The organism is Colwellia polaris, assembly GCF_002104515.1.
GTDB lineage: Bacteria > Pseudomonadota > Gammaproteobacteria > Enterobacterales > Alteromonadaceae > Cognaticolwellia > Cognaticolwellia polaris.
In genome coordinates, this window is sequence record NZ_NBOE01000005.1 from 238308 (window position 1) to 263709 (window position 25402).

The window sequence follows — 25402 nt, forward strand, 5'->3', positions numbered from 1 at the left end:
TAATATTATTGCGCTGCATCAATATATGCAGGCTAACCAGCATTTGAAAGAACATGACTATAAAAACAGATGAATTTAGAACCACATTAATTGATAATTTAGTTTCGCCTGCTGAACTTGCAGAGCAAATACCGCTTGACGACGACACCGCCAATTTCATCATTAAAAGCCGTAAAGAAATTGAAGCCATCATTAAAGGCGACGACAAACGTTTATTGGTTATTATTGGCCCTTGCTCAATACATGACACTGAAGCGGCCATTGACTACGCAAAAAAATTAAAAGTACTGCAAGAAAAGTATGCCAGCGAATTACTGATAGTCATGCGAGTATATTTTGAAAAGCCTCGTACCACTGTCGGTTGGAAAGGTTTAATCAGTGATCCTGATCTAGACAAATCATTTAAGGTTGCTAAAGGTTTAAATTTAGCCCGCAATTTATTAATGGAAATTAATAAATTAGGTTTAGCTGCCGGAACTGAATTTTTAGATATGGTAACTGGCCAGTATATTTCAGATTTGATCAGTTGGGGGGCTATTGGTGCGCGTACAACAGAAAGCCAAGTTCATAGAGAATTAGCTTCTGCGCTTTCATGCCCTGTTGGTTTTAAAAATGGTACTGACGGTAACATTCAAATAGCCGTTGACGCTATAAAAGCTTCTAGCGTTCCACACGTGCTTTATTCACCTGATAAAAGCGGCCAAATGTGTATTTATCAAACACATGGTAATCCATACGCACACGTAATTTTACGAGGTGGTAAAGAGCCAAACTATCAAGAAAAGTATATTACACAGACCTGTGAGACATTAGATAAAGCAGGTTTACCTGAGAAAGTAATGATTGATTGCAGTCATGGCAATAGTTATAAAGATCATAACAAACAAATTGACGTTGCAAATTCATTAGCTGAGCAAATAACAACAGGTAATCAATCTATATTTGGTGTAATGATTGAAAGCTTTATGGTTGCAGGAAATCAAAAAGTTGTACCAAATGAGCCATTAGTTTATGGTCAAAGTATTACCGATGCATGTATCAATTTAGATACCAGCGAAGACATACTAACGGTTTTAGCTAATGCAATTAAAACCAGAGTGTAAAACCAGAATGTAAAACCAGAGTGTAATAGCAGTAAAACTCAAGATTGGCATTTCTGGGGAGTCGGCTTTAATCTAAGCTACCTTATTTAACCTGAACTCTGGATAATGCGTACTTGATACGCAAGTTGCTGCTTATCCAGAATTCAGGTTATTTAATGTGATGCTCTGAAACTTAAATTCAAACAATAAAAAAACCGGATATCAAATTGATAGCCGGTTTTTTATTTTTAACGTATTGTTAAAACAAAACTAATCAATAACAAAAAGCTCGTTATTAAAAGAAGTTCGCTTTAAATTCAACACCCCAGAAACGAGGTTCGTTAACATAACCTGTTAAGTTATTGAAATCGATCGCACCAGTAAGTTGCTCTTCATCAGTAATATTACGACCAAATACAGCCACTTCATATTCAGCGCCGTCGGTGTACCATTCGTACCCAACACGTATACCGCCTTCTAGTAAGCCATCGCCAGTAAACTCTGTTGACTCATATAAGAAGAAGTTAACTTCACTACGGTAAGACCAATCTGTGTAAATATAAAGTTCACCATCAGCAATTTCTTTAGTCCAACGAGCAGCAAAGTTTGAAATCCACTCTGGAGATTGCGGTAGTGAGTTACCATCGATTAACGCTAAACCGTCACCATTTAGTGGTGAAGTTACTGTACAACCACCGCCACAACCTGGCACAGCTACATTTTTATCTTGTAATTCTGTATGGTTATAACTAACGCTTGCTGTTAATACTAAATCGTCTGTAACAAAGTATTCTGAGTCAAGTTCAAAACCGTAACCAACTGACTTATCAGCATTAAGTAAACTTGCTACGTTACCAGTACCACCAACAGCTGTTAATTGTTGGTCATTCACAACATAGTAGTAAACCGAGCCATCAACACGTGCGGTATTTTCTAAAAATACTGATTTAAAACCAGTTTCTACAGAGTCAACAGTTTCAGAATCAGCTGTTGTTGAGTTAGCTGAGAATAATAAACTACGTCCCTGGATACTTGGCGCACGGTAACCACGAGCTAAACGTGCATAAACGTTAGTTTCATCATTTAATTTGTAGCTAGCACTTAAGTCACCACTGACTTGTGAATCTTGTACATTGTTACTTTCAGTAAAGCTTGGTGCGCCAAATGGAGATTGAACTAATTCGCCATCCCAATCACGTTTGTCGTCTGAATAACGTAAACCACCGTTAATCGTTAACTTATCTGAAACTTCATAATCAAGTGATGCAAAAACTGCCCACGCCGAAGTTTCCATTTTTTGGATAGCAATACCGTTTTGTGCACCACCACCTAAAGTATCAAAACTTAAGTTGTTAATCGTTAAGTCTTCATCAAAAAGGAAATAACCAAATTGATAATCAAACTTACCTAAGTCATTACTCGCGATACGTATTTCTTGAGTAATTTGTTTGTGATCTGGCATTCTTGCGCCAGTTTCTGATGGGAATGGAATAAAACCAGGTCCCATTTCAGGTAAGAAAGAAGCACCGTAGCCACCATCAATATCACCAACTGAAAACATTTCAGCAGACTCATAACCAGTAACAGAGGTTAGTGTGTGATCGCCCATGTCATATTCAAGCCTTAAACTAGCACCTTTCATATCAACCGTTTGGTTGTTACGAGAAGCAGCATCATGAAATACAGTTTCACGATCAAAGTCATCAACTAATTCATTAGTGCCCGGCTTGATGATATTTGCTCTAAAAACACGAGCATCAGCTTCTGCATCACGAAAATGATAGTTAAACAATGCAGAGAATTCATCACTTGGTTCCCATAACAATTGTAAGCGACCAGCAGTTTCACTGTAGCCACCTAGTTGGTCTTCAGCTTCAAAACCAGGTGCTTTGTTATCTATCCAATCATCACGATCTTGTTGTAATAATGCAACTCGAGCTGATAATGTATCGGTTAAACTACCACCTACTGCTACACGTAAATCAGTGGTATCAAAACTACCGTATGAAGCAGAAACACTTGCGTCAAAATCTTGTGTTGGCTTTTTCGATTGAACTTTAACAATACCAGCGGGAGTATTACGTCCAAACAATGTTCCTTGAGGACCACGTAAAACTTCAACGCGCTCAATGTCAAACATTGGCATACCTTTAGTTAAGGCATTTTCTAAAACAACATCATCGTATATTAACGATACTGGTTGTGAGGCTAGTAGATCAAAATCTGTGTTGCCTAAACCACGAATATAAAATCTAGGGAATGTACGACCAAAAGAAGATTCAATGAGTAAGCTTGGTACTTTAGCTGAAAGTGCTCTAACATCCATACCAGATGAACCTAAAACCTCTAATTTTTTAGGGGTAAGTGCTGATACAGAAATTGGAACTTCTTTGATATTTTCTGTACGCTTACGAGCGGTAACTTCTATAACTTCAACGCCAACAACATCAGCGTTTTTAGCACTTTCTTCTGCTAATGCTGATGTTGAAACACCTGCAGCAGATGCTAAAATAGCCGCATTTACGCATAGTGCGAGCGACGTCTTCTTAAAAACATTCATGTAGTACTCTCCCAAGAACTGTTTATGTTTTGTGTAAAATTTATTTTTCTCATTTTACTGTATGTTATCAGTAAAGTGGTTAACTTTTAATTGTTATAAATCAAGATCAGATAAAAAACTAGTACCATAAGGCATTTTATCTAATGAAAATAAATCTGCGATAGTTTGACCGATATCAGCAAAAGTACCGCGCTCGCCGATATTAACAGATCGTACCTGTTTGTGAAATGCTATTACAGGGACATATTCACGCGTATGATCGTTACCCGGCCACGTTGGGTCACAGCCATGATCCGCGGTTAAAAACAATACATCGTCATCGTTCATGGCTGAGATAATTTCAGGCATACGTTTGTCAAAGTTTTCAAGTGCTAATGCATAACCAACGGGATCACGACGGTGACCGTAGTCTTGGTCAAAGTTAACCAGGTTAGTAAAGATTAAACTCTTGTCTTGTGCGCTATTTATATGAGTAATTGTGGCATCTACAAGTGCGTCTATACCCGTTGCTTTGGTTTTTTCACTGATACCTTGATGGGCATAAATATCGGCAATTTTACCAACGCTAATCACATGGCCACCCGCTTGTGTAAATGCATCTAGCACTGTAGGTGATGGCGGTAGAATAGAATAGTCACGTCTGTTACCTGTACGGGTAAAATCTGCAGGACTGCTGCCTACAAAAGGACGAGCGATTACACGACCAACATTCATATCGGCAAGTAATTCACGAACTGTTTCACAGTATTTATAAAGGTTATCTAAGCCAAAATGCTCTTCGTGTGCAGCAACTTGAAACACACTATCTGCTGATGTGTAACAAATAGGCAAGCCTGATTTAATATGCTCTTCACCGAGTTTATTAATAATGTCAGTACCTGAAGCATGACAATCACCTAAAATACCTTTATAACCTGTAGCTAGGTTAATTTTATCAATAAGGTCAACAGGAAAAGCATTACCTTCCTTAGGGAAGTAATCCCAATCAAAAAGTACAGGAACACACATCATTTCCCAATGACCACTAGGTGTATCTTTACCGGTACTTAATTCTGCAGCATAACCATAGGCGCCCTGCTCAGGTTTTTGCTCTTCTACAGGAAACTCGCTCTTACCAGCTTCAAATGCCGCTTGAACTAAACCCATTTTAGCTAAATTAGGCACGCTGATTTTACGTTTTTCGTGTTGATAGAAGTATCGCGATAAATTAGCAAAAGTATTGGCATTAATACCGCCAAAATTTGCTGCATCAGGTGCATGACCCACGCCAAAGCTATCGATTACTAAAACTATTGCTCTTGCCATTTTGATTTCCTGTCTTTAATTTACGTATTTTAACAAATTTTAAAAATTTATCCTCGTAAATATTAATAAATTTCATGACCAATTGGTCAACATGTGATACTTTACCAAGCTATAAATTATAGACAACAGATATTTTGTAAATATTTAACGCAGAGTTATTGCTTTTGCTTAAATTTTAATGAATTTCAGATAAATTAGTCCATAATATGAGTGCGGTGAGTTGTTCTCAGTCACATCGCAAATAATAATTACTTAACATTTTGTTAATCATATTTTTAAGGCTCTCTGTTTTGCAAATCAATAAACCGACAATTATCGCGGTAACCGGCGCTTCTGCATCTGGAAAATCACTTTATGCGCAAACAATTTACGATGAATTGTTACCTGAATTAGGATCGAGTGGCATTGCCATTATCAAAGAAGATTCTTACTACAATAGTCAATCACATTTATCGATGGAAGAACGTGTAAAAACTAACTATGACCACCCTAGTGCATTTGAACATAGTCTACTTTCAAAACACTTAACACAGTTAAGCAATGGCGAAAGTGTAGATATACCCACTTATTGCTATAAAACCCATACCCGTTTACCTGAAACAATTCATTTAGATCCCACACCTATAATTTTAATCGAAGGTATTCTTTTATTTTCGGATAAAGAGCTAAGAGATAAATTCGATATTAAAATTTATATAGATACTCCGCTTGATATTTGTCTTGTGCGAAGAATTAACAGAGATACTGTCGAGCGTTCACGAAGCGTAGCGTCAATTACAGAACAATATTTAACGACTGTTCGACCTATGTATCGCCAACATATTGAGCCCAATAAGCCTTTCGCTGATATCGTCGTTACACGTGGCGGGAAAAATAGAATGGCCATTGAAATGCTAAAAGCAAAAATACGTCAGTTAATGAATAAACGCGTATAACGCTATAAAAATTTAAAATTAACTTAAATATAATTTAAATAAATATAATAACGATAACAAAGTAATTTATGAGGTAATTATGGAATTAGGTGCTCTTCGAGGAGTCTTTGGTATTTTCGCTTTATTAGCATTAGCATTTTTCTTATCAAAAGATCGCAGTGCAATAAATTGGCGAACCGTGGGTTTTGCTTTTTCATTACAGATTATATTAGGTGCTTTTGTACTTTACGTGCCTTTTGGTAAAGACATGTTGGGCTCGGTTACTAATGGTGTACAACAAGTTATTAATAGTGCTGAGGCTGGTATAAGCTTTTTATTCGGTGGTTTAGGCACCGATGCCATGTTTGAAAATGGTGTTGGCTTTGTTTTCGCGATTCGAGTATTACCGGTAATTATTTTTTTCTCATCCTTGATTGCTGTACTTTATTATCTAAATATAATGCAATGGGTAGTAAAAATTATTGGTGGCGGATTACAAAAACTATTAAAAACATCTAAGCCTGAATCACTTTCTGCGACCGCTAATATTTTTGTAGGTCAAACAGAAGCCCCGCTAGTTATTCGCCCATACATTTCAAAAATGAGTCAATCTGAACTTTTTGCTATTATGGTGGGTGGTTTAGCATCCGTTGCAGGTTCGATTTTAGCCGGTTATGCAGGCCTAGGGGTTAAACTTGAATATCTTATAGCCGCTTCTTTTATGGCAGCTCCGGGTGGTTTACTTATGGCTAAAATACTCTTACCTGAAACAGAAGAAATCAATAATGATTATAGTGATGTTGAGTTAGCTGAAGCAGGCGATAAACCCGCCAATGTAATCGATGCAGCTGCAACGGGCGCCGCTTCAGGTTTAAAGCTTGCAGTGAACGTTGGTGCCATGCTACTTGCCTTTATTGCTATTATTGCGTTACTTAACTCTATGGTTTCTGGCTTTGGTAATTTACTAGGGTTTGAAGGCATCACCATTGAATGGTTGCTTGGCTATATTTTTGCGCCGTTTGCTTTCCTTATTGGTGTTCCTTTTGAAGAAATGCTTCAAGCAGGTAGTTTTATTGGGCAAAAAATTGTTGTTAATGAATTCTTCGCTTATGTTAACTTTGTTGAAATAAAAGAAACACTTTCTCCAACAACTCAAGCTATCGTAACCTTCGCTTTATGTGGTTTTGCTAACTTATCATCTATTGCTATTTTACTTGGTGGTATAGGTTCAATGGCGCCGAATCGCCGTCCTGATATTGCACGTTTAGGCATGAAAGCAATGCTTGCGGCTACTATGGCTAACTTAATGAGTGCTGCTATTGCTGGCGTATTCGTCAGTTTATAACTTAAAGCATTAACATTATAATTTAACAGCCTAGTTTTTCGCTAGGCTGTTCCTATTCTAAATCAAAAAACTACAGAGAAACATCATGAGTACATTAGAAAGTTACGCACAACGTGCATTGCATATGATGGATTTAACCAGTTTAACCGACATTGAAACTGCTGAAGATATTATAAAACTTTGTAAAACAGCTAAAACTACCTGTGGCAATACCGCCGCTATTTGCATTTACCCTCGCTTTGTTCCATTAGCAAAAAAAATATTAGCGTTGCAAGGTACGCCTGAGATTAAAATAGCGACAGTGACAAACTTTCCTCACGGAAACGATGACGTAACTATAGCCGTTGCTGAAACAAAAGCCGCGATAGCCTACGGTGCTGATGAAGTTGACGTGGTATTCCCGTATAAAGCCTTAATGAATGGCGATGAAAAAATCGGTTTTGACCTTGTTAAAGCCTGTAAACAAGTTTGTGGTAAAAACACGCTATTAAAGGTTATTATTGAAACTGGTGAGCTTAAAACTGACGAACTTATTACCCAAGCCAGCGAGATTTGTATTGCTGCAGGTGCTGATTTCATCAAAACATCAACCGGCAAAGTGGCAACAAATGCGACACCAAAAGCTGCTGAGTTAATGTTAAAGGCCATTAAAAATAAAAATACACAGGTTGGATTCAAACCCGCCGGTGGTGTAAAGAATGCCGAAGATGCTAAGATTTACCTTGACTTGGCGAGTGATATTTTAGGCACAGATTGGGCTACTAAGAGCCACTTTCGCTTTGGTGCCAGTAGTTTACTGACTAACTTACTAAATACTTTAGGCGCGAGTGCTGAAGTAGCAAATCCTTTGAGTTATTAATTGATATTAAAATTAATAAAAACATAAATAACATAAACAATTAAACTCCCATAATTAGGACATTATTGAGCAATGGCACAATTATACTTTTATTATTCAACTATGAACGCCGGCAAGTCGACTCATTTATTACAATCTTCTTATAACTACCAAGAACGAGGCTTAGATACTTTGTTATTTACGGCACAAATTGACGATAGGTTTGCTAAGGGTAAAGTGTCATCAAGACTAGGTATTCATGCCGACGCGCTACTTTTCGATGATAATACCGATATATTCAGCCAGGTAAAGCAGCAAGTTGGTCAACGTAAAATTGCTTGTATCTTAATCGATGAAGCGCAATTTTTAACTAAACTACAAGTAAAAGAATTAACCGACATTGTTGATGAATTGAAAGTGCCGGTATTAGCATACGGTATTCGCACTGATTTTCTCGGTGAGACTTTTAAAGGCAGTGCGGCATTATTAGCTTGGGCTGATAAGTTAGTCGAATTAAAAACAATTTGTCATTGTGGTAAAAAAGCCAACTTTGTTATGCGTTGCGATGAAAATGGTCAAGCGGTACAAGGCGGAGAACAAATTGAGGTGGGTGGTAATGAACGTTACGAATCTTTATGTCGTAAACATTTCAAAGCACAAGTTTGGAATATGTCTGTTTAAATCCTATTAATTGAACTAATACAAATAAAAAAGGAATGCGCTAACATTCCTTTAAATATTATTAAAACTGATGTTTAACGGTAATAATTAGAAAATTTCGTTTTAATGCCCTTCAATAACCACTTCGACTCTGCGGTTGTTATATCGACCCGCTTCAGTTTCATTGGTGTCGATAGGTTTAAGTTCACCATAACCTATTACCGTAATAGCAGATTCAGGTAAATTGCTAGATTGCATAAGAGTTTTTGCAACTATGTTTGCTCTTGATTCTGACAATGGTTGGTTTGATGTTTGTTTACCACGCCAGTCTGTATGCCCCTCAAGTGTTAAGTTAACTTCGTTATATAACGTTAATTGCTGGGTTATTTCATCAATTTTTTGCTTATACTCGCTACTGATAGCTGTAGAGTTATTATCAAACTGAATGATAAATTTTTGTGTTACCGGACAGCCTTTTATATTAACAACTAAGCCTTTAGCGGTATTTTTACATTGATCTTCTTGGTTCAGAACTCCATCAGCATCTGAATCTGGATTGTTAACTGGTATAATAGTCGTCTGTGCTTTGGGTGCTGTTTTTGACATTGATTCAGAATTTGATTTAACCTTCGGTTTAAGTTTGGTAATTGAGCGAGATAAACTTTTCGCTCGCTTAACTGTTTTACTTTCACCGAAGAACTTGCTGATAGTTAACCCTAGATAAATCGCATCTTTATCATAGCTGTCAACTTCAAACCGTGTCATCCAACTATCATTAAACCGCCACTGAACTCCGCCGCCGAATACAAACTGGCTACTATTAAGTTGATCATGGTATTGTTCAAAGTTACTACTGGAGTCTATCAATGAAACCCCTGCCCTGATAAAAGCATTCCATTCACTCCCTACTGGCATAAACCAATAACCGGCTTGTGCAGCAATCCCTGTATACTCGACTTTCAAAGTGTCTATAATATTTGGATTAGAATTATTTAAACGCGCTTCACCTAAGTCGCTATAACTCAACTCAGCAAACCAATGGTCGTTAAATGCATAACCACCATAAAGTTTATAAGAACTGCCATTATTATCGAAGACTTTCCAGCCGGAGTCATTTTCATTAGGATCAAGAAACGACATACCAAGTGAGCCTGAGAGGTACCAGCACCCCTCATCCTCTAGGTTTTGACAATTTTTCTCAGCTTGACTAGAAAAACTCATCGATATCAATAAAGCTATTGCCATGAATTGGCGTTTCCTACGCATTACTACCATGAATAACATTCCTCCAATAATTAAAAATCCACTACTACCTGCACCTTTCAACGTTGACTCAACTTTACGAGGTTCCTGTAAGTTATCGTTGATACCATCATTGTTAAAGTCACCATTTTCTTGGCTGTCTGATATGCCATCGCCATCACTATCAAGATCTTTATAATTCGGTATTCCATCTCCATCTGAATCTATATCACCCTCTACGTTATCGCTTATCCCATCACCATCACTGTCAAGGTCTCGGAAATTTGCTATACCGTCACCATCTATATCAATCAAGTCAAGTGCGTTGTCATCAATGCCATCAAGGTTCGCATCATTGCCAAGGGTAAAGTCAACATCAATAGCATCATCAATACCATCATTGTCACTGTCTACTCCACTAAGTTGCGCAAGTACTTGTTCTTGTGAATCGTTTATACCATCAGAATCAGAATCTAAGTCAAGGTAATCAGGTATACCGTCATTATCAGTATCTGCGATAACAAATATATCATCTATACCATCACCATCATTATCTATACCCCCAGTAGTATCTACATCATAGGCATCATCGATACCATCGCCGTCTGAATCCAGACCTGTAGGTGCAGGTCTATCTGCTTCAAATGCATCTGGTAGTCCATCATTATCACTATCAACATCTAAATAGTCTGGTATTCCATCACCGTCACTATCGCCTACGCCTTCAACTATATCTGCGATGCCATCATTATCGTCATCTTTGTCAACATGTGATGGTATTCCGTCCCCATCATCATCTGTGCCAGGGCTAGTGCCTCGACCACCTGGGTTAGCGTCGTAGCTGTCATAAATCCCATCACCGTCAATATCATCTGCAGGGTCAATCATGCCATCGTTATTTACATCTAAGCCAGAACCCGGTGTGCCAATAATGTCAAAAACACCATCATTATTACTGTCTAGGTCGCGATAATCAGGTGTTCCATCACCATCTGTATCTATTGGGCTTATGACTAACACATTAGGATCATCAGCAAAGCCATCACCATTTTCGTCAGTAACACCAGCTTCTTGAGTATCTAACAGGCCATCGTTATCGCTGTCTAGATCATGCATATCTATAATACCGTCTCCATCAGTATCCGTTAAATTGATATCATCATCTATACCGTCGTTATTAACGTCCATGCCTCCGGTAAAGTCGATATCAAATGCATCATCAATACCATCCATATCGGCGTCAACACCACTAACATCGGCTTCAACACCATCGCTAATACCATCGTTATCGCTGTCTAGGTCTAAGTAGTCGGCAATCCCGTCACCATCAGTATCAGTGAAGGTAAGTAAGGCATCATCAATACCATCACCGTCAGCATCAAAACCGCCTGTAACATCAACATCAAAGACGTCATCAATACCATCACCATCAGAATCAGCACCACCAGTTGCATCTACATCATATTGATCAGCAATACCGTCTGAGTCTGAATCGATTGCACTTAGCTGCGACTCTACAACATCTGGAACACCGTCATTATCGCTATCTACATCAATATAATCAGCTACACCATCATTATCAGAGTCTGTTGGTAATACATCATCATCAATACCATCACCGTTAGTGTCTACACCACCAGTTTGGTCGACATCGAAGCTGTCATCTATGCCATCGCCATCAGTGTCGACTCCACTATTACCTGCTTCAAAACCATCGACAATGCCATCATTATCAGAGTCGGTATCTAGATAATTTGGAATACCATCCATATCGTCATCGCCAGTACCTTCAACAATATCAGGAATACCGTCACCATCTTCATCTAGACTAGTGTCTAAGTAGTCAGGTGTTCCATCGCCATCACTATCTCCAGCCCCTTCATCAGCGTCGCTAATGCCGTCGCCATCAGAATCACTATCTAAGTAATCAGGAATACCATCTCCATCGGAATCACCATTACCTTCATCAGCATCATTGATACCATCGTTATCAGAATCACTATCTAAATAATCTGGAATGCCATCACCGTCACTGTCACCGTTGCCCTCGTTTGAGTCATTAATGCCATCACCATCAGAGTCATTGTCTAAGTAATCTGGAACACCATCACTATCGGTATCACCATTACCTTCATCTGCATCGCTTATTCCGTCACCATCAGAGTCATCGTCTAAATAATTAGGAATTCCATCGCCGTCTGTATCACCATTACCTTCATCTGCATCGCTTATTCCGTCACCATCAGAGTCAAGGTCCAGGTAATCAGGTGTTCCATCACCATCTGAGTCAACATTGCCTTCAGAAGCATCATGAATACCATCGCCATCTGAGTCGGTATCTAAATAATTAGGGATACCATCACCATCGATATCGCCAATTCCCTCATCAGAGTCGTTGATACCATCGCCATCAGAGTCAGTGTCTAAATAATTTGGAATACCATCGCCATCAATATCGCCATTCCCCTCGACAACATCAGGAATACCATCACCGTCTGTATCTATATCGCTATCTTGGAAGTCAGGTCTGCCATCTTCGTCGCTATCTGGCAAAGCAATATTATCGTCTACACCATCATTATTAGCATCAACGCCACCGGTTTCGTCTACATCAAATGCATCGTCTATACCGTCATTATCACTATCGATACCTGCTGCACCAGACTCAACACCATCATCTATGCCGTCGCCATCACTATCAGTATCTAAATAGTCAGGAGTACCATCCATGTTAGTATCAGAATTACCTTCTAAAACGTCTGGTAAACCATCATTATCGCTGTCGGGGTCGAGATAATCAGGACTGTCGTCCATATCTGTATCAACGGGTGCAACGTTGTCATCTATACCATCAAGGTTAGTATCTGTGCCGCCGGTTTGGTCTACATCTAAGCTGTCATCAATACCATCACCATCAGTATCATTACCGCTCAAACCTGCTTCAACGCCATCGTTTATACCGTCATTATCACTGTCGGAATCTAAATGGTCAGGTGTACCGTCACCATCTGAGTCTAGTGCGTATGGGCTGGTATTGTCGTCCATACCATCACCATCGCTATCAACACCACCAGTTTGGTCGACATCAAAGGCATCATCGATACCATCACCATCGGTATCTACACCTGTGGCACCATTCTCAAGAACATCAGGTAAGCCATCATTATCACTATCAGGGTCTTTGAAATCTGGTATGCCATCGTTATCAGTATCAATTGGCGTTACTGCATCGTCAATACCATCACCATTCGCATCAATTCCGCCGGTTTCATCAACGTCAAAGTAATCGTCAATACCATCGCCGTCAGTGTCTACTCCGAGAGCACCCGACTCAATGGCATCCGAAATACCGTCATTGTCACTGTCTAGATCTTGGAAATCTGGAGCAGTGTCAGTATCACTATTTGCGGGGGACGAATTGTCATCAATACCATCACCATTAGCATCTGTACCACCGGTAATATCTACATCGAAAGCATCGTCAATGCCGTCCATATCAGAATCAACATTTAAAGCACCAGACTCCCAAAAATCAGGAATGCCATCGCCATCACTATCAATATCAAGATAATCAGCGGCTAAATCACCATCGGTATTCGCTGCTACAACATTGTCATCAACACCATCACCATTGGTATCAACACCGCCGGTTTGGTCAACATCAATCGCATCATCAATACCGTCATTGTCGGTATCATTGCCGCTTGCCACTGCCTCATTCGCATCGGTAATGTTATCGCCGTCTGAATCAGTATCTAAATAATCAGCTATACCATCAGCATCACTATCAGTTATACCTGTAGCAGGGTTATTGTCTGCATCGAGGTTAGCATCTTCATTTGCTGTTGCTATACCATCGTTATCGTCATCTGGGTCAATTGCATCTATTACACCATCGCCATCACTGTCATTAGGATTATTTACATCACCAACTTCAGAACCATCTGGTATACCATCTTTGTCGCTATCGTTACTGGTAGGATCAAGGCCAAGGGCAATTTCATCTTCATCACTAATGCCATCACTATCTTGGTCAAAAATAACCACAACTGACGTCGCGTTCGTATCGTTTCCGGTTGAGTCTTGGCCTGCACCTTGCGCTAAACTAATTGCTACATCGCCGCCGCCATCAGGTGTAACTTCAACGGTATAAGTGTTGCCATCAATTATTGTGAAATTCGCTAAAGTAGAGTTTGTGAATTCAACATCACTGACATCAAAGTTTACAACGTCTTCGCTAAACTCGAAGGTCAGTACAAAGGTATTCGTATTGTTGACCGTGGCAGGCGCATTTAAGATAGACACAATAGGTTGGTCTTCATCTTTATCTGCAGTGAGTTGTGCAGCATTGCCTATATTACCAAAGGTATCAGTTTGGTTGGCATCAACAACAATTACATCTGTGCCATCAGCTATTGCGCTTATATCGAAGGTAGCATTCCATGTGCCATCAGGATTACAAGTAACTGCTTGGCTGCTAGGCGAAGCCCCAACAAGATCGACCGTGACATTACCGTCCCCTATAGTACAGGTACCGGTTACAGGGTAGCTCGCTTTATTAACAATATTGCCATCGACTAATGTATCAATTACAACAACGGGTAGCGTACTATCTTTATCACTTGCTTGGTTAGCAGTTGTGGTTGTATTACCCGATGCATCGGTTTGGTTCGCATTAACAACAATATTGTCTTCACCGTCTGCAATTGCACTGACATCAAATGTTGCGCTCCACGTTCCATCTGGATTACACACTACACTTTGACTAGCAGGGCTTGCTCCCGCTAGCATCACAACAACATTACTATCTCCTATTGAACAAGTACCCGTGACCGGATATGTAGTTACATTATTGGCATTAACTTCAACTAAAGGATCTACCGTCACTGCCGGAACAACCGTGTCTTTATCTGCTGATAATTGCACCGCATTACCCGTATTACCTGAATCATCAGTTTGGTTTGCATTGGCAACAATGGCATTGGTGCCATCTGCAATTGCCGAAACATTAAAGGTCGCAGTCCATGTTCCGGCTGCGGAACAGGCGACTGCTTGACTACTCGGGGTTGCACCAGCTATTGAAGTGGTTACGTTACCATCATTTATCGTACACGTACCCGTAATCACATACGCCGAAGCATTACTGGCATTAGCATCGCTGAGTGCGTTAATCACAACACTCGGTGCAATAATATCTTTATCTGCAGTCGCCTGTGTTGCAGTTCCTGTATTATTAACAGCATCAGTTTGAGTTGCATCAACTACAATAGCATTAGTTCCGTCTGCTATCGCACTTACATCAAAAGTGGCTGTCCAAGTTCCACCAGGCGAACAACTTACGGGCTGATTAGCGGGTGTTGCCCCAGCAATAAACACGGTGACATTACCATCATCAACAGAGCAACTACCACTTACAGTATAAGTACTAGCGTTAGCGGCATTTGCATCGTTTAAGGCATTAATACTCACGGTAGGAGGTACAATATCTTTATTCGCACTTTGCTGAGTAGCATTACCGGTATTACCCGCGGTATCAGTTTGGTTTGCATCAGCAACAATTACGTTAGTGCCATCTGCAATCGCGCTAACATTAAATGTTGAACTCCATGTACCTGCCCCAGTACAACTTACCGCTTGGCTTGCAGGCGTAGCGCCAGCAACAGCAACGGTTACATCACCATCGCCAATGGTACATGTGCCGTTTACAGGATAGCTATTTTGATTTGCATTGTTACCTACTGTTAAAGCGTTAATAACAACTGTAGGTAATACCACATCTTTATTTGCTTCGTCATCAACTGCTGAGTTATTGCCACTTAAATCGGTTTGCTCAACAAATACGGCAATAACATCAGTGCCATCTGCAATGGCAGTGACATTAGTGGTAGCCGTCCACATACCAGCATTACAAGTAACACGCTGGCGCTCAGGCGTTGCACCTGGTATATACACAGATACTTCTGTGCCAGCACTTTCACACATGCCAGTTACGTTATAGCTAGCCTGATTCGTAGCATTAGCAGCAGTTAATGAATTTAAAGTTAATGCTGGGCCAGTAGTATCTTTATCTGCATTTTTTTGTACGGCACTACCAGAGCTATCATTGGCATCTGCAACAATTACTCCAGTACCATCTGCAATAGGGCTTACATCAAAAGTTGCCTGCCAAGAGCCATCTGCACATACCGCAGTTTTTGAAGGTAAGCCAGAAATTAACACTGTTACAGGGGTATTAGCGTCAACACAGCTACCATTTATTGTATATGCGAATTGATTTTCTGTTGTCGCTTTACCTAAGTTATTCAAAGTTATTGCTGATGTGCTATCTTTATCGGCTGCTTTTTGTGTTGCATTGCCTACATTGCTATTTTTATCTGTTTGTGAGGCATTAATAATCACTTGGCCGAAGCCGTTATTAATACTAGAAACATCAAATGTAGCGGTCCAAATACCTTCTGCGCTACAAATAGGCGAGCTGGTGATACCCGAAGGCGTACCATCAAAATCATCTACTACAACAGTAACTACACCATCTCCGACGGTACACGTACCTGATATAACATAAGCAGTATCATCGGCTGCAGTAACTAATGTTGGATCGTCAATAGTTACCACTGGTGCTGTGGCATCAGCCGCACCAGAAATAACAAAACCATAATCCTCAACTTCACCTGAATTAAAACTGCCACCAAAGTCGCCAGATGTTAAAGGTGTATTAGAAATACGAATACGGGCAAAGCTATCTCCTGTTTGAGTGCCAGCAGGAATAGAGTCCCATGCAATGGTGATATCTTCTTCGTAGGTACCTGCAGCAATTTCATCTGTAGCTTCATTTACAACAGCACCAGCGTCTGAAATCTGATTAGTAAATTCGTCGGCTTCAAACGACCCATTACCATCAAAGTCAATCCAAGCCCCAATGTAAGCAGTTTGACCATTAAAGGAAGTTACATTGGCTGTTATAGCATAGGTTGTATCGGTATCGTCTAACTGTGGGAAAGTGGCAATACCGTCATCAACATCATCTCTTGCTGTACCATTACTATCATCAAAACCATCACGAAAGCCGTCAATATCACCGCTAGGCTGAGTGCCCAAATGTATGCCTTCTACAATAGTATGGCTTGGGCCAGATGAAGATAAAAGTGTTTGATAAGAGTCTGGCGCATCGCCTAAATCACCACCTGGCTCTGCACGTAAGCTTTTTGCTCTAAAAAAAGCCCAAGAGTCTAGAGTTGCATCCCCGTCATCGGTAACGCCAACAATTACACTCACTTCTTGATTTGGTGTTACTGAAGCACGACAAGTAACTCTTTTAGTAAAACCGTCCATCTCAGTGGTAAAATTTGCGGTACTGACTTCACCAGAATTTGCTCCTGGGTCATTATTTATAAACAATTCTGGGTTAATAGAAGGGCCAGCTGTTCCCACTGCAGGAGGAAACTCCCCTGCTCGGTTAACGGTATCTATACTAAACGCTTGATTATCGGGTGTGAGGGCACAATTTGTACCATCAACCATGATCTTTAGTTTATCATTAAAGCCTGAATTTACATATTCATTATATTCTTCTGAGCCAAAAACAAAGTCTAATATCAAGGTATCAAACTCAGGCTCAATTGTGAATTGCAGCTTTGCATGATCAAAGCCAGATTCTTCTAGCTCATTATCCAATGAAACCGTTCCACTAATAGTAGTACTTTGATTATCTGCAGTATTGGAGCCCCCCGTTGCGACTACCGGCTCGACTGAACCAGTACTGAGAATAACGCCACTGGAAAAGTCATTATCGCCAGTTGGGTCTAACAAGAAGCCGAAGTTATCGAAGACCCCAACCTGAATATTATCGCCTACAAAGTTTGAGCTGGTAATTGTTATCCCACTTCCGGTAAGTCGATTAACCAGATCAGTGGTTGTAATTGTTGAATCATCTTTTTGGGCTACACTTTCTCCTTTAGTTCCGACAGTTTCTGCCAGAGTAATCCCTGAATTTAATGATAATGTAACCAATACAGCAACTAATGACTTTTGCATATAATCCTTCCTGATAATTCATTGTGCAATTTCTAAATGAGCTAATACCTTTATGTAACTAAATTAAAAATGTTTAATTTTAAAATTCCCACCTACAGCTAAACCAACATTTATTTTCGGCATACTATTATCCACCTCAATCAACTGTTTTAGATTGAAACAAACAAAACTCATTGGCATTTGTGTAAAAGGGAGCGCAAACTAAAGCAATACTTAGGTATGTTTTCAGCTTACAGGGAGTTAATTGTAACGAAGAGAAGATTTTAATCCGTGTTTGACTCATGACTACTCCATCTGATCATTAGAAACATTTATTCTACAAGCATAAAATTAATACTAGTAAAGGATTTTCAAATCACAAATTAAAATTCAATTAAATTGTAACCCAGAGATTTATAGTTAATTCAGATGGTTATCTTGGCTACATAATCTTGCCTGTAACCATTAGTATTTAAGGATTAATAACAAACATTAGACAATTAACTTATAAATAAACTGATTAAAACCTAGGTTAAATAGTGTCGAAAATGGGGGGGATTATTAAAGCTTTTATTGATGAAAGGGAAAGATTCATTATCACTAGCTGATGTACGAATTGATAAAGCATTAATTAAACAGAAATACTGTTATGTAGCTGGATAAGTTGATTGCTGGCCAGTGCAAATGGTTAGCCAAAAATTAAATAAAAAAACAAAAGAGCTTGATGCCCCAAAATAGGTTAGCTTACTCAATTTACGTTGTAAGCTAACCTTTAATTAACGATGTAAACTCGTTCTATTTTTGAATAAAAAGTCTTAGTAACTTATAAAATTAAGTCACTTCTATTGCTTTTTTCTTGGCAGACATTCGATAAAAGGCAAAAAACAAAATAACCGCAATTTGCGCAATAGCTCCCTGCCAGGTTGAACCTACACCAATCCAAGGTAAATCAACATGTATTGGCAAGGCCGAAATACCGATCACTGCAGCTTCTTGTAAAGCGCTAATCGCTTTACCCATTAAGATAAATGCTAATGCGAGTAACAAATAAGTGGTCATAGAGAAAAAGCGCGCAATAGGTAATTTTATTGAATACTTTAATATCACCCAAGCGACTACCGCTAAAATAACCACACCGACTACAAAACCAGAAACCGCAACAGAATATTGCTCAGACGATGCTTGTGTTAACAACGACTGATAAAATAAAACCGTTTCAAACACTTCACGATACACGGCAATAAATGCAAGTAAGGTTAATCCCCATAATGTACCTGCCTTTAACTGGGTATTAATATGTTTTTGAATATAGGCTTGCCATTGCTCAGCATTGGTTTTACTGTGCATCCATATACCTACATATAACAGCATAACTGCGGCTAGTAGTGCTGCAACACCTTCCATTACTTCACGGCTTGCACCACTTATGTCTATAAGAGACTGTGCTAAAGCCCATGTTGCAACGCCGGCTATTAAAGCTAATATCCAACCAGCATGTACATATTTAACTGCATCACGTCTGTTGGTTTTAATTAGTACTGTCATGAGTGCAATAACTACTAATAATGCTTCAAGCCCTTCACGTAGTAAAATCACCAAACTCGCAGAAAACAAAGCACTGCTTGATAATGCTGCCCCTGTTAAAAGTTGCTCGGCTTCATCTAACTGAGTAAATATTTCAGCTGATAATTGTTTAAGTTGTTCTTCTTCCCCTGCCGTATTAATAACTTGTCGCAAATTAATAAGGTTTACTTCTATGTTCTTACGTAAAACTTCGTCTCTTGCATCTAAACTATTTTCAATTAATTCAAAACCATCAAGGTAAGCACTCACGGCAAGAGTATTAGCTTTGGCATATTCATTATTATGAAAGGCACTAATGGCAGCACTTAGTTGGCTTTTAGTGATATCAATTGGATTTTGTTGTTTATTAAACAATAAAGAAGGCGTTGAACGATATGTATCAATAAAATTGGCGTTAATATTTTCATCACTATTGATTAACTGGCTAGGATTAAAGTTTATCCAGTTTTGCAAATCAATGTCTGGTGCTGAATTTGTTGGAGACTTTATTGAAGGTTGTATTGCATTAGTTTTATCTTTAAATGCAAGTCCACCAACATAAAATGCTAATGACCAACGTTGCTGTTCTTTCAGCTGTGTAAACGCTGGCATTGCAGTATCATCTAAGCCGTTAGAAATAGCGTCAAACAAGCCTAACAATGAGCGGTTTACTGCTCTTGTTTTATCAGTAAAGTTGGTTGGCTCTGGTGATAAGCCCTTTGCTAAAATACCATCACCTTTGCCGGTAGCACCATGACAGCTAACACAGTTTTCTTGAAATAAAGTTTGTGTATCTTTTTCCGGTAATAATCTACTCGGTAATAATGACTCAGGTAATATAGCTAACAACTGACCACGAATTGTTGCGCTTATTTGGCGAATGTTACTTACAGACTCTTTGTTTTTAATCGCTTGTTCTAACGCTAACGATTCATTATAAATTGCTGCTTTTTGCTCCTCGCCAATTTGACTCGAAACTCGCTCAACAATCATAGATGAAAACTCAAGCATTTCTTGGTATTCACCTTCATTAATCACTAAACCATTTTCAACCGCATCAGCGTAATCAACACCTATATATTCTGCTAACTGAGCTAACTGTCGTAATTGAGCGGTATCGTTAGTTTGGGCAGAAGCCTGTATTGAAAGCAAATTAAGCGACAGAAAAAGCACTGTCGCTATGCTGAATAACGTGTGTTTAATTTTTAATAATAAACTATTGGAATGACAAAAATAGGTAGCGCTTTTCTTCATGTTAAATAACCTTAACCATATTGCGTAATGATAACTATTATCAATTGTAAGCTATGTATTAACAAATGTAATTAATTAAATTTACTTAAAATGTAGCTAAAGTGTAATAGTCTAAAGTACTAATGTTTAAAGATTATTCTGAAGGCTATTTATTCACGATATTCTTAAAATAATTTGAAGTTAATTTTCAACATTAGGTCGATTTAACGCTATGATAAATACCACGTAAGTTAATCAATTAAATGTTACCTAGTCTGTTCCATTTCAAATTGCAGCCTCATTAAGTCATCCCTTAATACACTAAAATTAAAGCGGTCAACTTTTAACTTTAATCTTGCCTATTTTCTCATAAGCTATTGATTTACAATAATCTACAGATAATTCACTCATGCTAATATGCATTATATTTAAGACTGGTTTATTTAACTAATAATGTTCCGTTATACATTTTCATTTGGCAATGGAATACATATTCACCTTGTTGCATAGCCGGTAGTTGTATTTTTACAAGTTTATTAAGCGGTAGTTCTGCGCTTATGTCAAAGTCAGGGAACATCACAGTCGCAGCACACGAGCTAGAGTCTTTGCGAATAAAATTAATATTTAAAGGCTTATTCTCAGGCGATAGCAGATGAGCAGGTTGATAAATTCCTGAATCAACCACCACAGTAACTTCATTACTGCACTTGTTATCAATCTTTTCACTTTTAACAGCTACCGCTGTTGCCGTAGGTTTATATAGCCAAAACCACCATATAATTAAAATAATTAATCCTAAGCCCGTTAAATTGATCAGTAACATGCGTTTGCCCTTTAATTATTTCTATTGTGGTTTGAATAAGCGTAAACGGTTGGCATTACTTACCACCGTTAATGATGAAAATGCCATTGCAGCACCGGCGACAACGGGGTTTAACATTAAACCAAAAAATGGATACAAAATACCTGCGGCAACAGGTATACCGGCCACATTATAAATAAAGGCACCAAACAAGTTTTGTTTAATGTTGGCTAATGTTGCTTTACTCACCGCAATAGCATCAGCAAGGCCATGTAAAGATCCTCGCATTAAGGTAATGTCGGCACTTTCAATCGCTACATCTGTGCCCGTGCCAATAGCAAAGCCAACATTAGCTAAGGCTAAAGCGGGTGCATCATTAATGCCATCTCCTGTCATACCTACAATTTCACCTTGCGCTTGTAACTCAGCAACTTTGTTAGATTTTTCTTCCGGTAGCACTTCAGCAAACACTTCTTTAATACCAACTTGCTGTGCTACTGCATTTGCCGTTGCTCTGTTATCACCCGTTAGCATTACCACTCTAATATCTTTAGCTTGTAGTCTTTTAATGGCAGCCACTGAGTCAGCTTTGATCGGATCTGAAACCGCTATAATCGCCACTAATTTATTATCAATAGCTAAATACATAGGTGTTTTTGCGCTATCAGCAAGTTGCTGCGCACGTGCTACAAAGTCATTTAACGCTATAGCGTTTTTTAACATCAGCTTTTGGTTACCAAAAATTAACTGCTGATTGTTTAACTTAGCTTGCACCCCATAGCCTGCAATAGCGTTAAATTCTGAGGTGTTCTCAAGTACAAGATTCTTAGCAAGTGCTGAGTCAACAATAGCTTGGGCAAGTGGGTGCTCTGAGTTGCTTTCAATACTTCCAGCTAAGGTTAAAATTTGTTGCTCGCTATAGTTCCTGTCAGCAATAATAATGTCAGTAACTGAAGGTTTTCCCTCAGTAATTGTGCCTGTTTTATCTAATATCATTGCAGTAATTTTAGAGGCCGTTTGTAGCGCTTCACCATGTCGTATCAACACCCCCGATTCTGCAGCTTTACCGACACCAACCATAACAGACATAGGCGTTGCTAAACCCAGGGCACATGGACAAGCGATAATTAACACCGTTGTTGCTGAAACAACGGCATAAGCAATAACAGGATCTGGTCCAAAGTTAAACCAAACTAAAGCGCTTAGAATTGCAATTATCATGACAACAGGAACAAAATACGCTGAAATTACATCGGCTAATCGTCCAATTGATGGCTTAGAGTTTTGTGCTTTTTTCACCATATTAATAATGTGTGCTATGGCTGTGTCTTTACCTATTCTCGTGGCTTGAAATAAAATTGAGCCTGATTTGTTAAGTGTGCCAGCAACAATTTCATCGCCCTTACCTTTTTCAATAGGCATAGGTTCGCCTGTTAACATTGATTCATCAATGGCAGTATTACCCTGTATTACAACCCCATCTACAGGCACTTTTTCACCTGGACGAACGCGTACAATGTCATCAAGTAAAACCTGTTCAATCGCAATATCAAGCTCTTTATTGTCCCGTACAACCCTCGCGGTTTTAACTTGTAAGCCAATTAAACGTTTTATCGCTTCACTGGTTTTTCCTCTGGCTTTGACTTCAAGCGCTAAACCTAAATTGATTAAACCAATAATCATGGCGGTGGCTTCAAAATAAACATGGCGAGCCATCTCTGGCAACACCATAGGAAATAAGACCACTACCATAGAATATAACCAAGCAGTGCCTGTTCCTAAGGCAATTAAAGTATCCATATTAGCGCTATGATTAACCAGTGACTTCCAAGCACCTAAGTAAAAATGTTTACCCGAAAAGTACATGATAGCCGCACACAAAACCCCAATAAATAACCAAACAGTTCGCGCTAAAGATGTGTCAGCCGTCATTGCCCCACCAGCCAGGCCATAAACAATTAACGGAATTCCTAAACCTAAGGCCATCCACATTTGTTTGATTAGGCTGTTATAATATTTTTGATCAGCAATTTCTTTCTCATCGATTAATTCATTATCGCTACTCTCACTAACACTTTTGGCGTTATAACCAATAGATTCAATCGCGTTAATCAATACTTTAGCGTTAACATCACCTGTAATTGAAACCATGCGTAAAGCAAAGTTCATTTGTGCATTCTCAACACCAGAAATATTGTTTAATACGGTTTCAATTTTGCCTACACAACTCGCGCAACCGGCTCCTTCAATGATTAATTCTTGCGTCGATTCAGTTAATTTACTCATCACTTTTCCTTTGCTAGATTAATATTTCCCTGCTTCTATTAGGTGACATATCATTTGTCCAGTTGGCGCTTTATCAGGCTTACTTTGCCAATCATCAATCGCGCTTCTTAGTTTTTCTCGTAATTCAAATGCTGCTTGAAATTGCTTTTCTGTTTCAGCCAAATGATTTTCGATAATCTCTCTAACCAATGGACAAGCAAAATGTCCTTTATCGGATTCCAATAAAATATTTTTGATCTCTGCAACTGAGAAGTTTAATTGCCGAGCACTTAAAATGAATTTAAGTCTATTCTGCGCAGTTTTCCCATAATTTTTATAACCATTCGTTGGATTTTTACTTGCCGTTATAAATTCAATTTTGGTGTAATATCGAACGGTATCAGGCGTGGTGTTCATTGCATTTGCTAGCTCAGTAACTGTCATAGCTTTAACCTTTGGTCGATAAATTAAGTAGCTTAATTTTAATAATTTGAATAGATTTTACAGCTGTGTCTAAGACACAGGTCAAGCGAATAATGTCAAAAAAACTGTCTTTCAAAACAGTTACCTTTAAAACCATAACCTTCAAAACTATTGCCTCCTAAACCATACTCTTCGAAACAACCCCCTTCGAAACAGTGAGCATTTAAAATACCCACGCACTTGGCCTTTTCACATTAATTTTTATCATTCCCTATGACTTATTATCACTTAATTTTCCTAGACATTACTGGCTAAGTTGACAATAAAGCTAGCGATGACTTATGAATACAAACAATACCGTCTGCGGCATTAACAGCGAGTAAGCTGTCGTCTTCAAAAGCTACATGGCCTGGTTGTGCCGTAGGTTTGTATGCAGCTAATTCAATATGGGTGGCGGCCCATAAATCTTTGTCTAACTTAATTAATAGCCCCATATGCCCAAAACGCTTAACTTTTTGGTCAATATCATTTATCGACATTTTAAAATCTAAGATTCGTTCAGCAACATCTGTTCTAGGCCAATACGAGTGGTTAATTTGTGGGCGTGCAGCGTTATAGTAATGTTCGATATTGTCAAAGAAACGTTGTAACAAATTTACGGATTCAAGATGTACTTTTATCATCAAGGTGGTTAGCGTTTCATTGGCAGATTGTGACAACTGGCTCTGTAATATAATGTCACCACAATCAAATTTTTCAGCAATTTTATGTAACGTTATTCCTGAAAATTTTGGCTGCGTTATTAAAAAAGGTAAAGGTGTTGGGCCTCTACCCTCAGGCAATAATGTCGGATGAATATTAATGGCATACTTTACTTTGGTTACGGGGAGTAAATAAGAGTATTCAGCAACAATAAACATCTCTGCCCCGAGTGTTATTAATTGATTTAATTCACTCTCGCTCGGTTTATGGCTATGTAAAGGGATACAGTTGTCAGCGCATACGCTATCGATAATCGAAGAGTTACGTGCTGAATTATTTTTATATACTCTTAGTATTTCATGACCTTGGGCCAATAAATACTTTAAACATGAGGAGAATAAATTATTCCCAAAATAAACAATTTTCATAATCAGATTTCAATATAGTGGTTCAAA

The 25402-nt window shown here is 38.8% G+C and carries 13 protein-coding genes; 5 read left to right on the plus strand and 8 right to left on the minus strand.

The genetic code is table 11. The annotated features are described in order from the left end of the window. Positions 1 to 53 precede the first annotated feature (53 nt). A complete protein-coding gene (locus tag B6A32_RS10730) occupies positions 54 to 1103 on the plus strand; it encodes a 3-deoxy-7-phosphoheptulonate synthase (protein WP_085303784.1) in 1050 nt (349 codons plus the stop codon). Between the two features lie 274 nt (positions 1104 to 1377). On the opposite strand, the gene B6A32_RS10735 is transcribed toward B6A32_RS10730, so the two are convergent. Together B6A32_RS10735 and B6A32_RS10740 are read right to left on the minus strand one after the other, a co-directional pair. Further along, positions 1378 to 3642: a TonB-dependent receptor gene (locus B6A32_RS10735; RefSeq protein WP_085303786.1), complete on the minus strand. Its 2265-nt coding sequence runs from the start codon at positions 3640 to 3642 to the stop codon at positions 1378 to 1380. 93 nt (positions 3643 to 3735) lie between these two features. Continuing rightward, positions 3736 to 4947 (minus strand): phosphopentomutase, encoded by a 1212-nt coding sequence (locus B6A32_RS10740; protein ID WP_085303788.1) that lies wholly within the window; start codon positions 4945 to 4947, stop codon positions 3736 to 3738. A gap of 296 nt (positions 4948 to 5243) precedes the next feature. Between B6A32_RS10740 and udk the strand changes: the two genes are divergently transcribed. The 4 genes from udk to B6A32_RS10760 all read left to right on the plus strand — a co-directional run bounded on the left by udk (position 5244) and on the right by B6A32_RS10760 (position 8725). Continuing rightward, complete coding sequence (gene udk / locus B6A32_RS10745; RefSeq protein ID WP_085303880.1) at positions 5244 to 5882, plus strand: uridine kinase; 639 nt, start codon at positions 5244 to 5246, stop codon at positions 5880 to 5882. Positions 5883 to 5961: 79 nt separating this feature from the next. Continuing rightward, positions 5962 to 7206: a NupC/NupG family nucleoside CNT transporter gene (locus B6A32_RS10750; protein WP_085303790.1), complete on the plus strand. Its 1245-nt coding sequence runs from the start codon at positions 5962 to 5964 to the stop codon at positions 7204 to 7206. A gap of 85 nt (positions 7207 to 7291) precedes the next feature. Next, positions 7292 to 8065, plus strand: coding sequence for a deoxyribose-phosphate aldolase (gene deoC, locus B6A32_RS10755; RefSeq protein ID WP_085303792.1), 774 nt, complete (start codon positions 7292 to 7294; stop codon positions 8063 to 8065). A gap of 72 nt (positions 8066 to 8137) precedes the next feature. Further along, positions 8138 to 8725, plus strand: coding sequence for a thymidine kinase (locus B6A32_RS10760; RefSeq protein WP_085303794.1), 588 nt, complete (start codon positions 8138 to 8140; stop codon positions 8723 to 8725). 102 nt (positions 8726 to 8827) lie between these two features. Here the strand turns inward: B6A32_RS10760 and B6A32_RS10765 are convergent, their stop codons facing one another. The 6 genes from B6A32_RS10765 to B6A32_RS10790 form a co-directional block, all read right to left on the minus strand. Then, on the minus strand, positions 8828 to 17980 hold the full coding sequence (locus B6A32_RS10765; RefSeq protein ID WP_085303796.1) for a choice-of-anchor L domain-containing protein: 9153 nt from the start codon (positions 17978 to 17980) through the stop codon (positions 8828 to 8830). An 810-nt stretch (positions 17981 to 18790) separates the two neighbouring features. Then, positions 18791 to 20776, minus strand: a complete 1986-nt coding sequence (locus tag B6A32_RS10770) for a cytochrome c/FTR1 family iron permease (protein ID WP_085303798.1) — start codon at positions 20774 to 20776, stop codon at positions 18791 to 18793. Positions 20777 to 21194: 418 nt separating this feature from the next. Next, positions 21195 to 21578: a cupredoxin domain-containing protein gene (locus tag B6A32_RS10775; RefSeq protein WP_085303801.1), complete on the minus strand. Its 384-nt coding sequence runs from the start codon at positions 21576 to 21578 to the stop codon at positions 21195 to 21197. Between the two features lie 21 nt (positions 21579 to 21599). Further along, complete coding sequence (locus B6A32_RS10780; protein WP_085303804.1) at positions 21600 to 23843, minus strand: heavy metal translocating P-type ATPase; 2244 nt, start codon at positions 23841 to 23843, stop codon at positions 21600 to 21602. A gap of 18 nt (positions 23844 to 23861) precedes the next feature. Next, positions 23862 to 24266, minus strand: a complete 405-nt coding sequence (locus B6A32_RS10785; RefSeq protein WP_085303806.1) for a MerR family transcriptional regulator — start codon at positions 24264 to 24266, stop codon at positions 23862 to 23864. 290 nt (positions 24267 to 24556) lie between these two features. Continuing rightward, on the minus strand, positions 24557 to 25375 hold the full coding sequence (locus tag B6A32_RS10790; protein WP_085303808.1) for a formyltransferase family protein: 819 nt from the start codon (positions 25373 to 25375) through the stop codon (positions 24557 to 24559). Between the last annotated feature and the right edge of the window lie 27 nt (positions 25376 to 25402).

Bases quoted from the DNA above. Each gene is read 5' to 3' on its own strand.
- B6A32_RS10765 (WP_085303796.1), bottom strand. From the start codon at position 17,980: ATGCAAAAGTCATTAGTTGCTGTATTGGTTACATTATCATTAAATTCA.
- B6A32_RS10790 (WP_085303808.1), bottom strand. From the start codon at position 25,375: ATGAAAATTGTTTATTTTGGGAATAATTTATTCTCCTCATGTTTAAAG.
- B6A32_RS10760 (WP_085303794.1), top strand. From the start codon at position 8,138: ATGGCACAATTATACTTTTATTATTCAACTATGAACGCCGGCAAGTCG.
- B6A32_RS10770 (WP_085303798.1), bottom strand. From the start codon at position 20,776: ATGAAGAAAAGCGCTACCTATTTTTGTCATTCCAATAGTTTATTATTA.
- deoC (WP_085303792.1), top strand. From the start codon at position 7,292: ATGAGTACATTAGAAAGTTACGCACAACGTGCATTGCATATGATGGAT.
- B6A32_RS10780 (WP_085303804.1), bottom strand. From the start codon at position 23,843: ATGAGTAAATTAACTGAATCGACGCAAGAATTAATCATTGAAGGAGCC.
- B6A32_RS10750 (WP_085303790.1), top strand. From the start codon at position 5,962: ATGGAATTAGGTGCTCTTCGAGGAGTCTTTGGTATTTTCGCTTTATTA.
- B6A32_RS10730 (WP_085303784.1), top strand. From the start codon at position 54: ATGACTATAAAAACAGATGAATTTAGAACCACATTAATTGATAATTTA.
- B6A32_RS10735 (WP_085303786.1), bottom strand. From the start codon at position 3,642: ATGAATGTTTTTAAGAAGACGTCGCTCGCACTATGCGTAAATGCGGCT.
- B6A32_RS10740 (WP_085303788.1), bottom strand. From the start codon at position 4,947: ATGGCAAGAGCAATAGTTTTAGTAATCGATAGCTTTGGCGTGGGTCAT.
- B6A32_RS10785 (WP_085303806.1), bottom strand. From the start codon at position 24,266: ATGACAGTTACTGAGCTAGCAAATGCAATGAACACCACGCCTGATACC.
- B6A32_RS10775 (WP_085303801.1), bottom strand. From the start codon at position 21,578: ATGTTACTGATCAATTTAACGGGCTTAGGATTAATTATTTTAATTATA.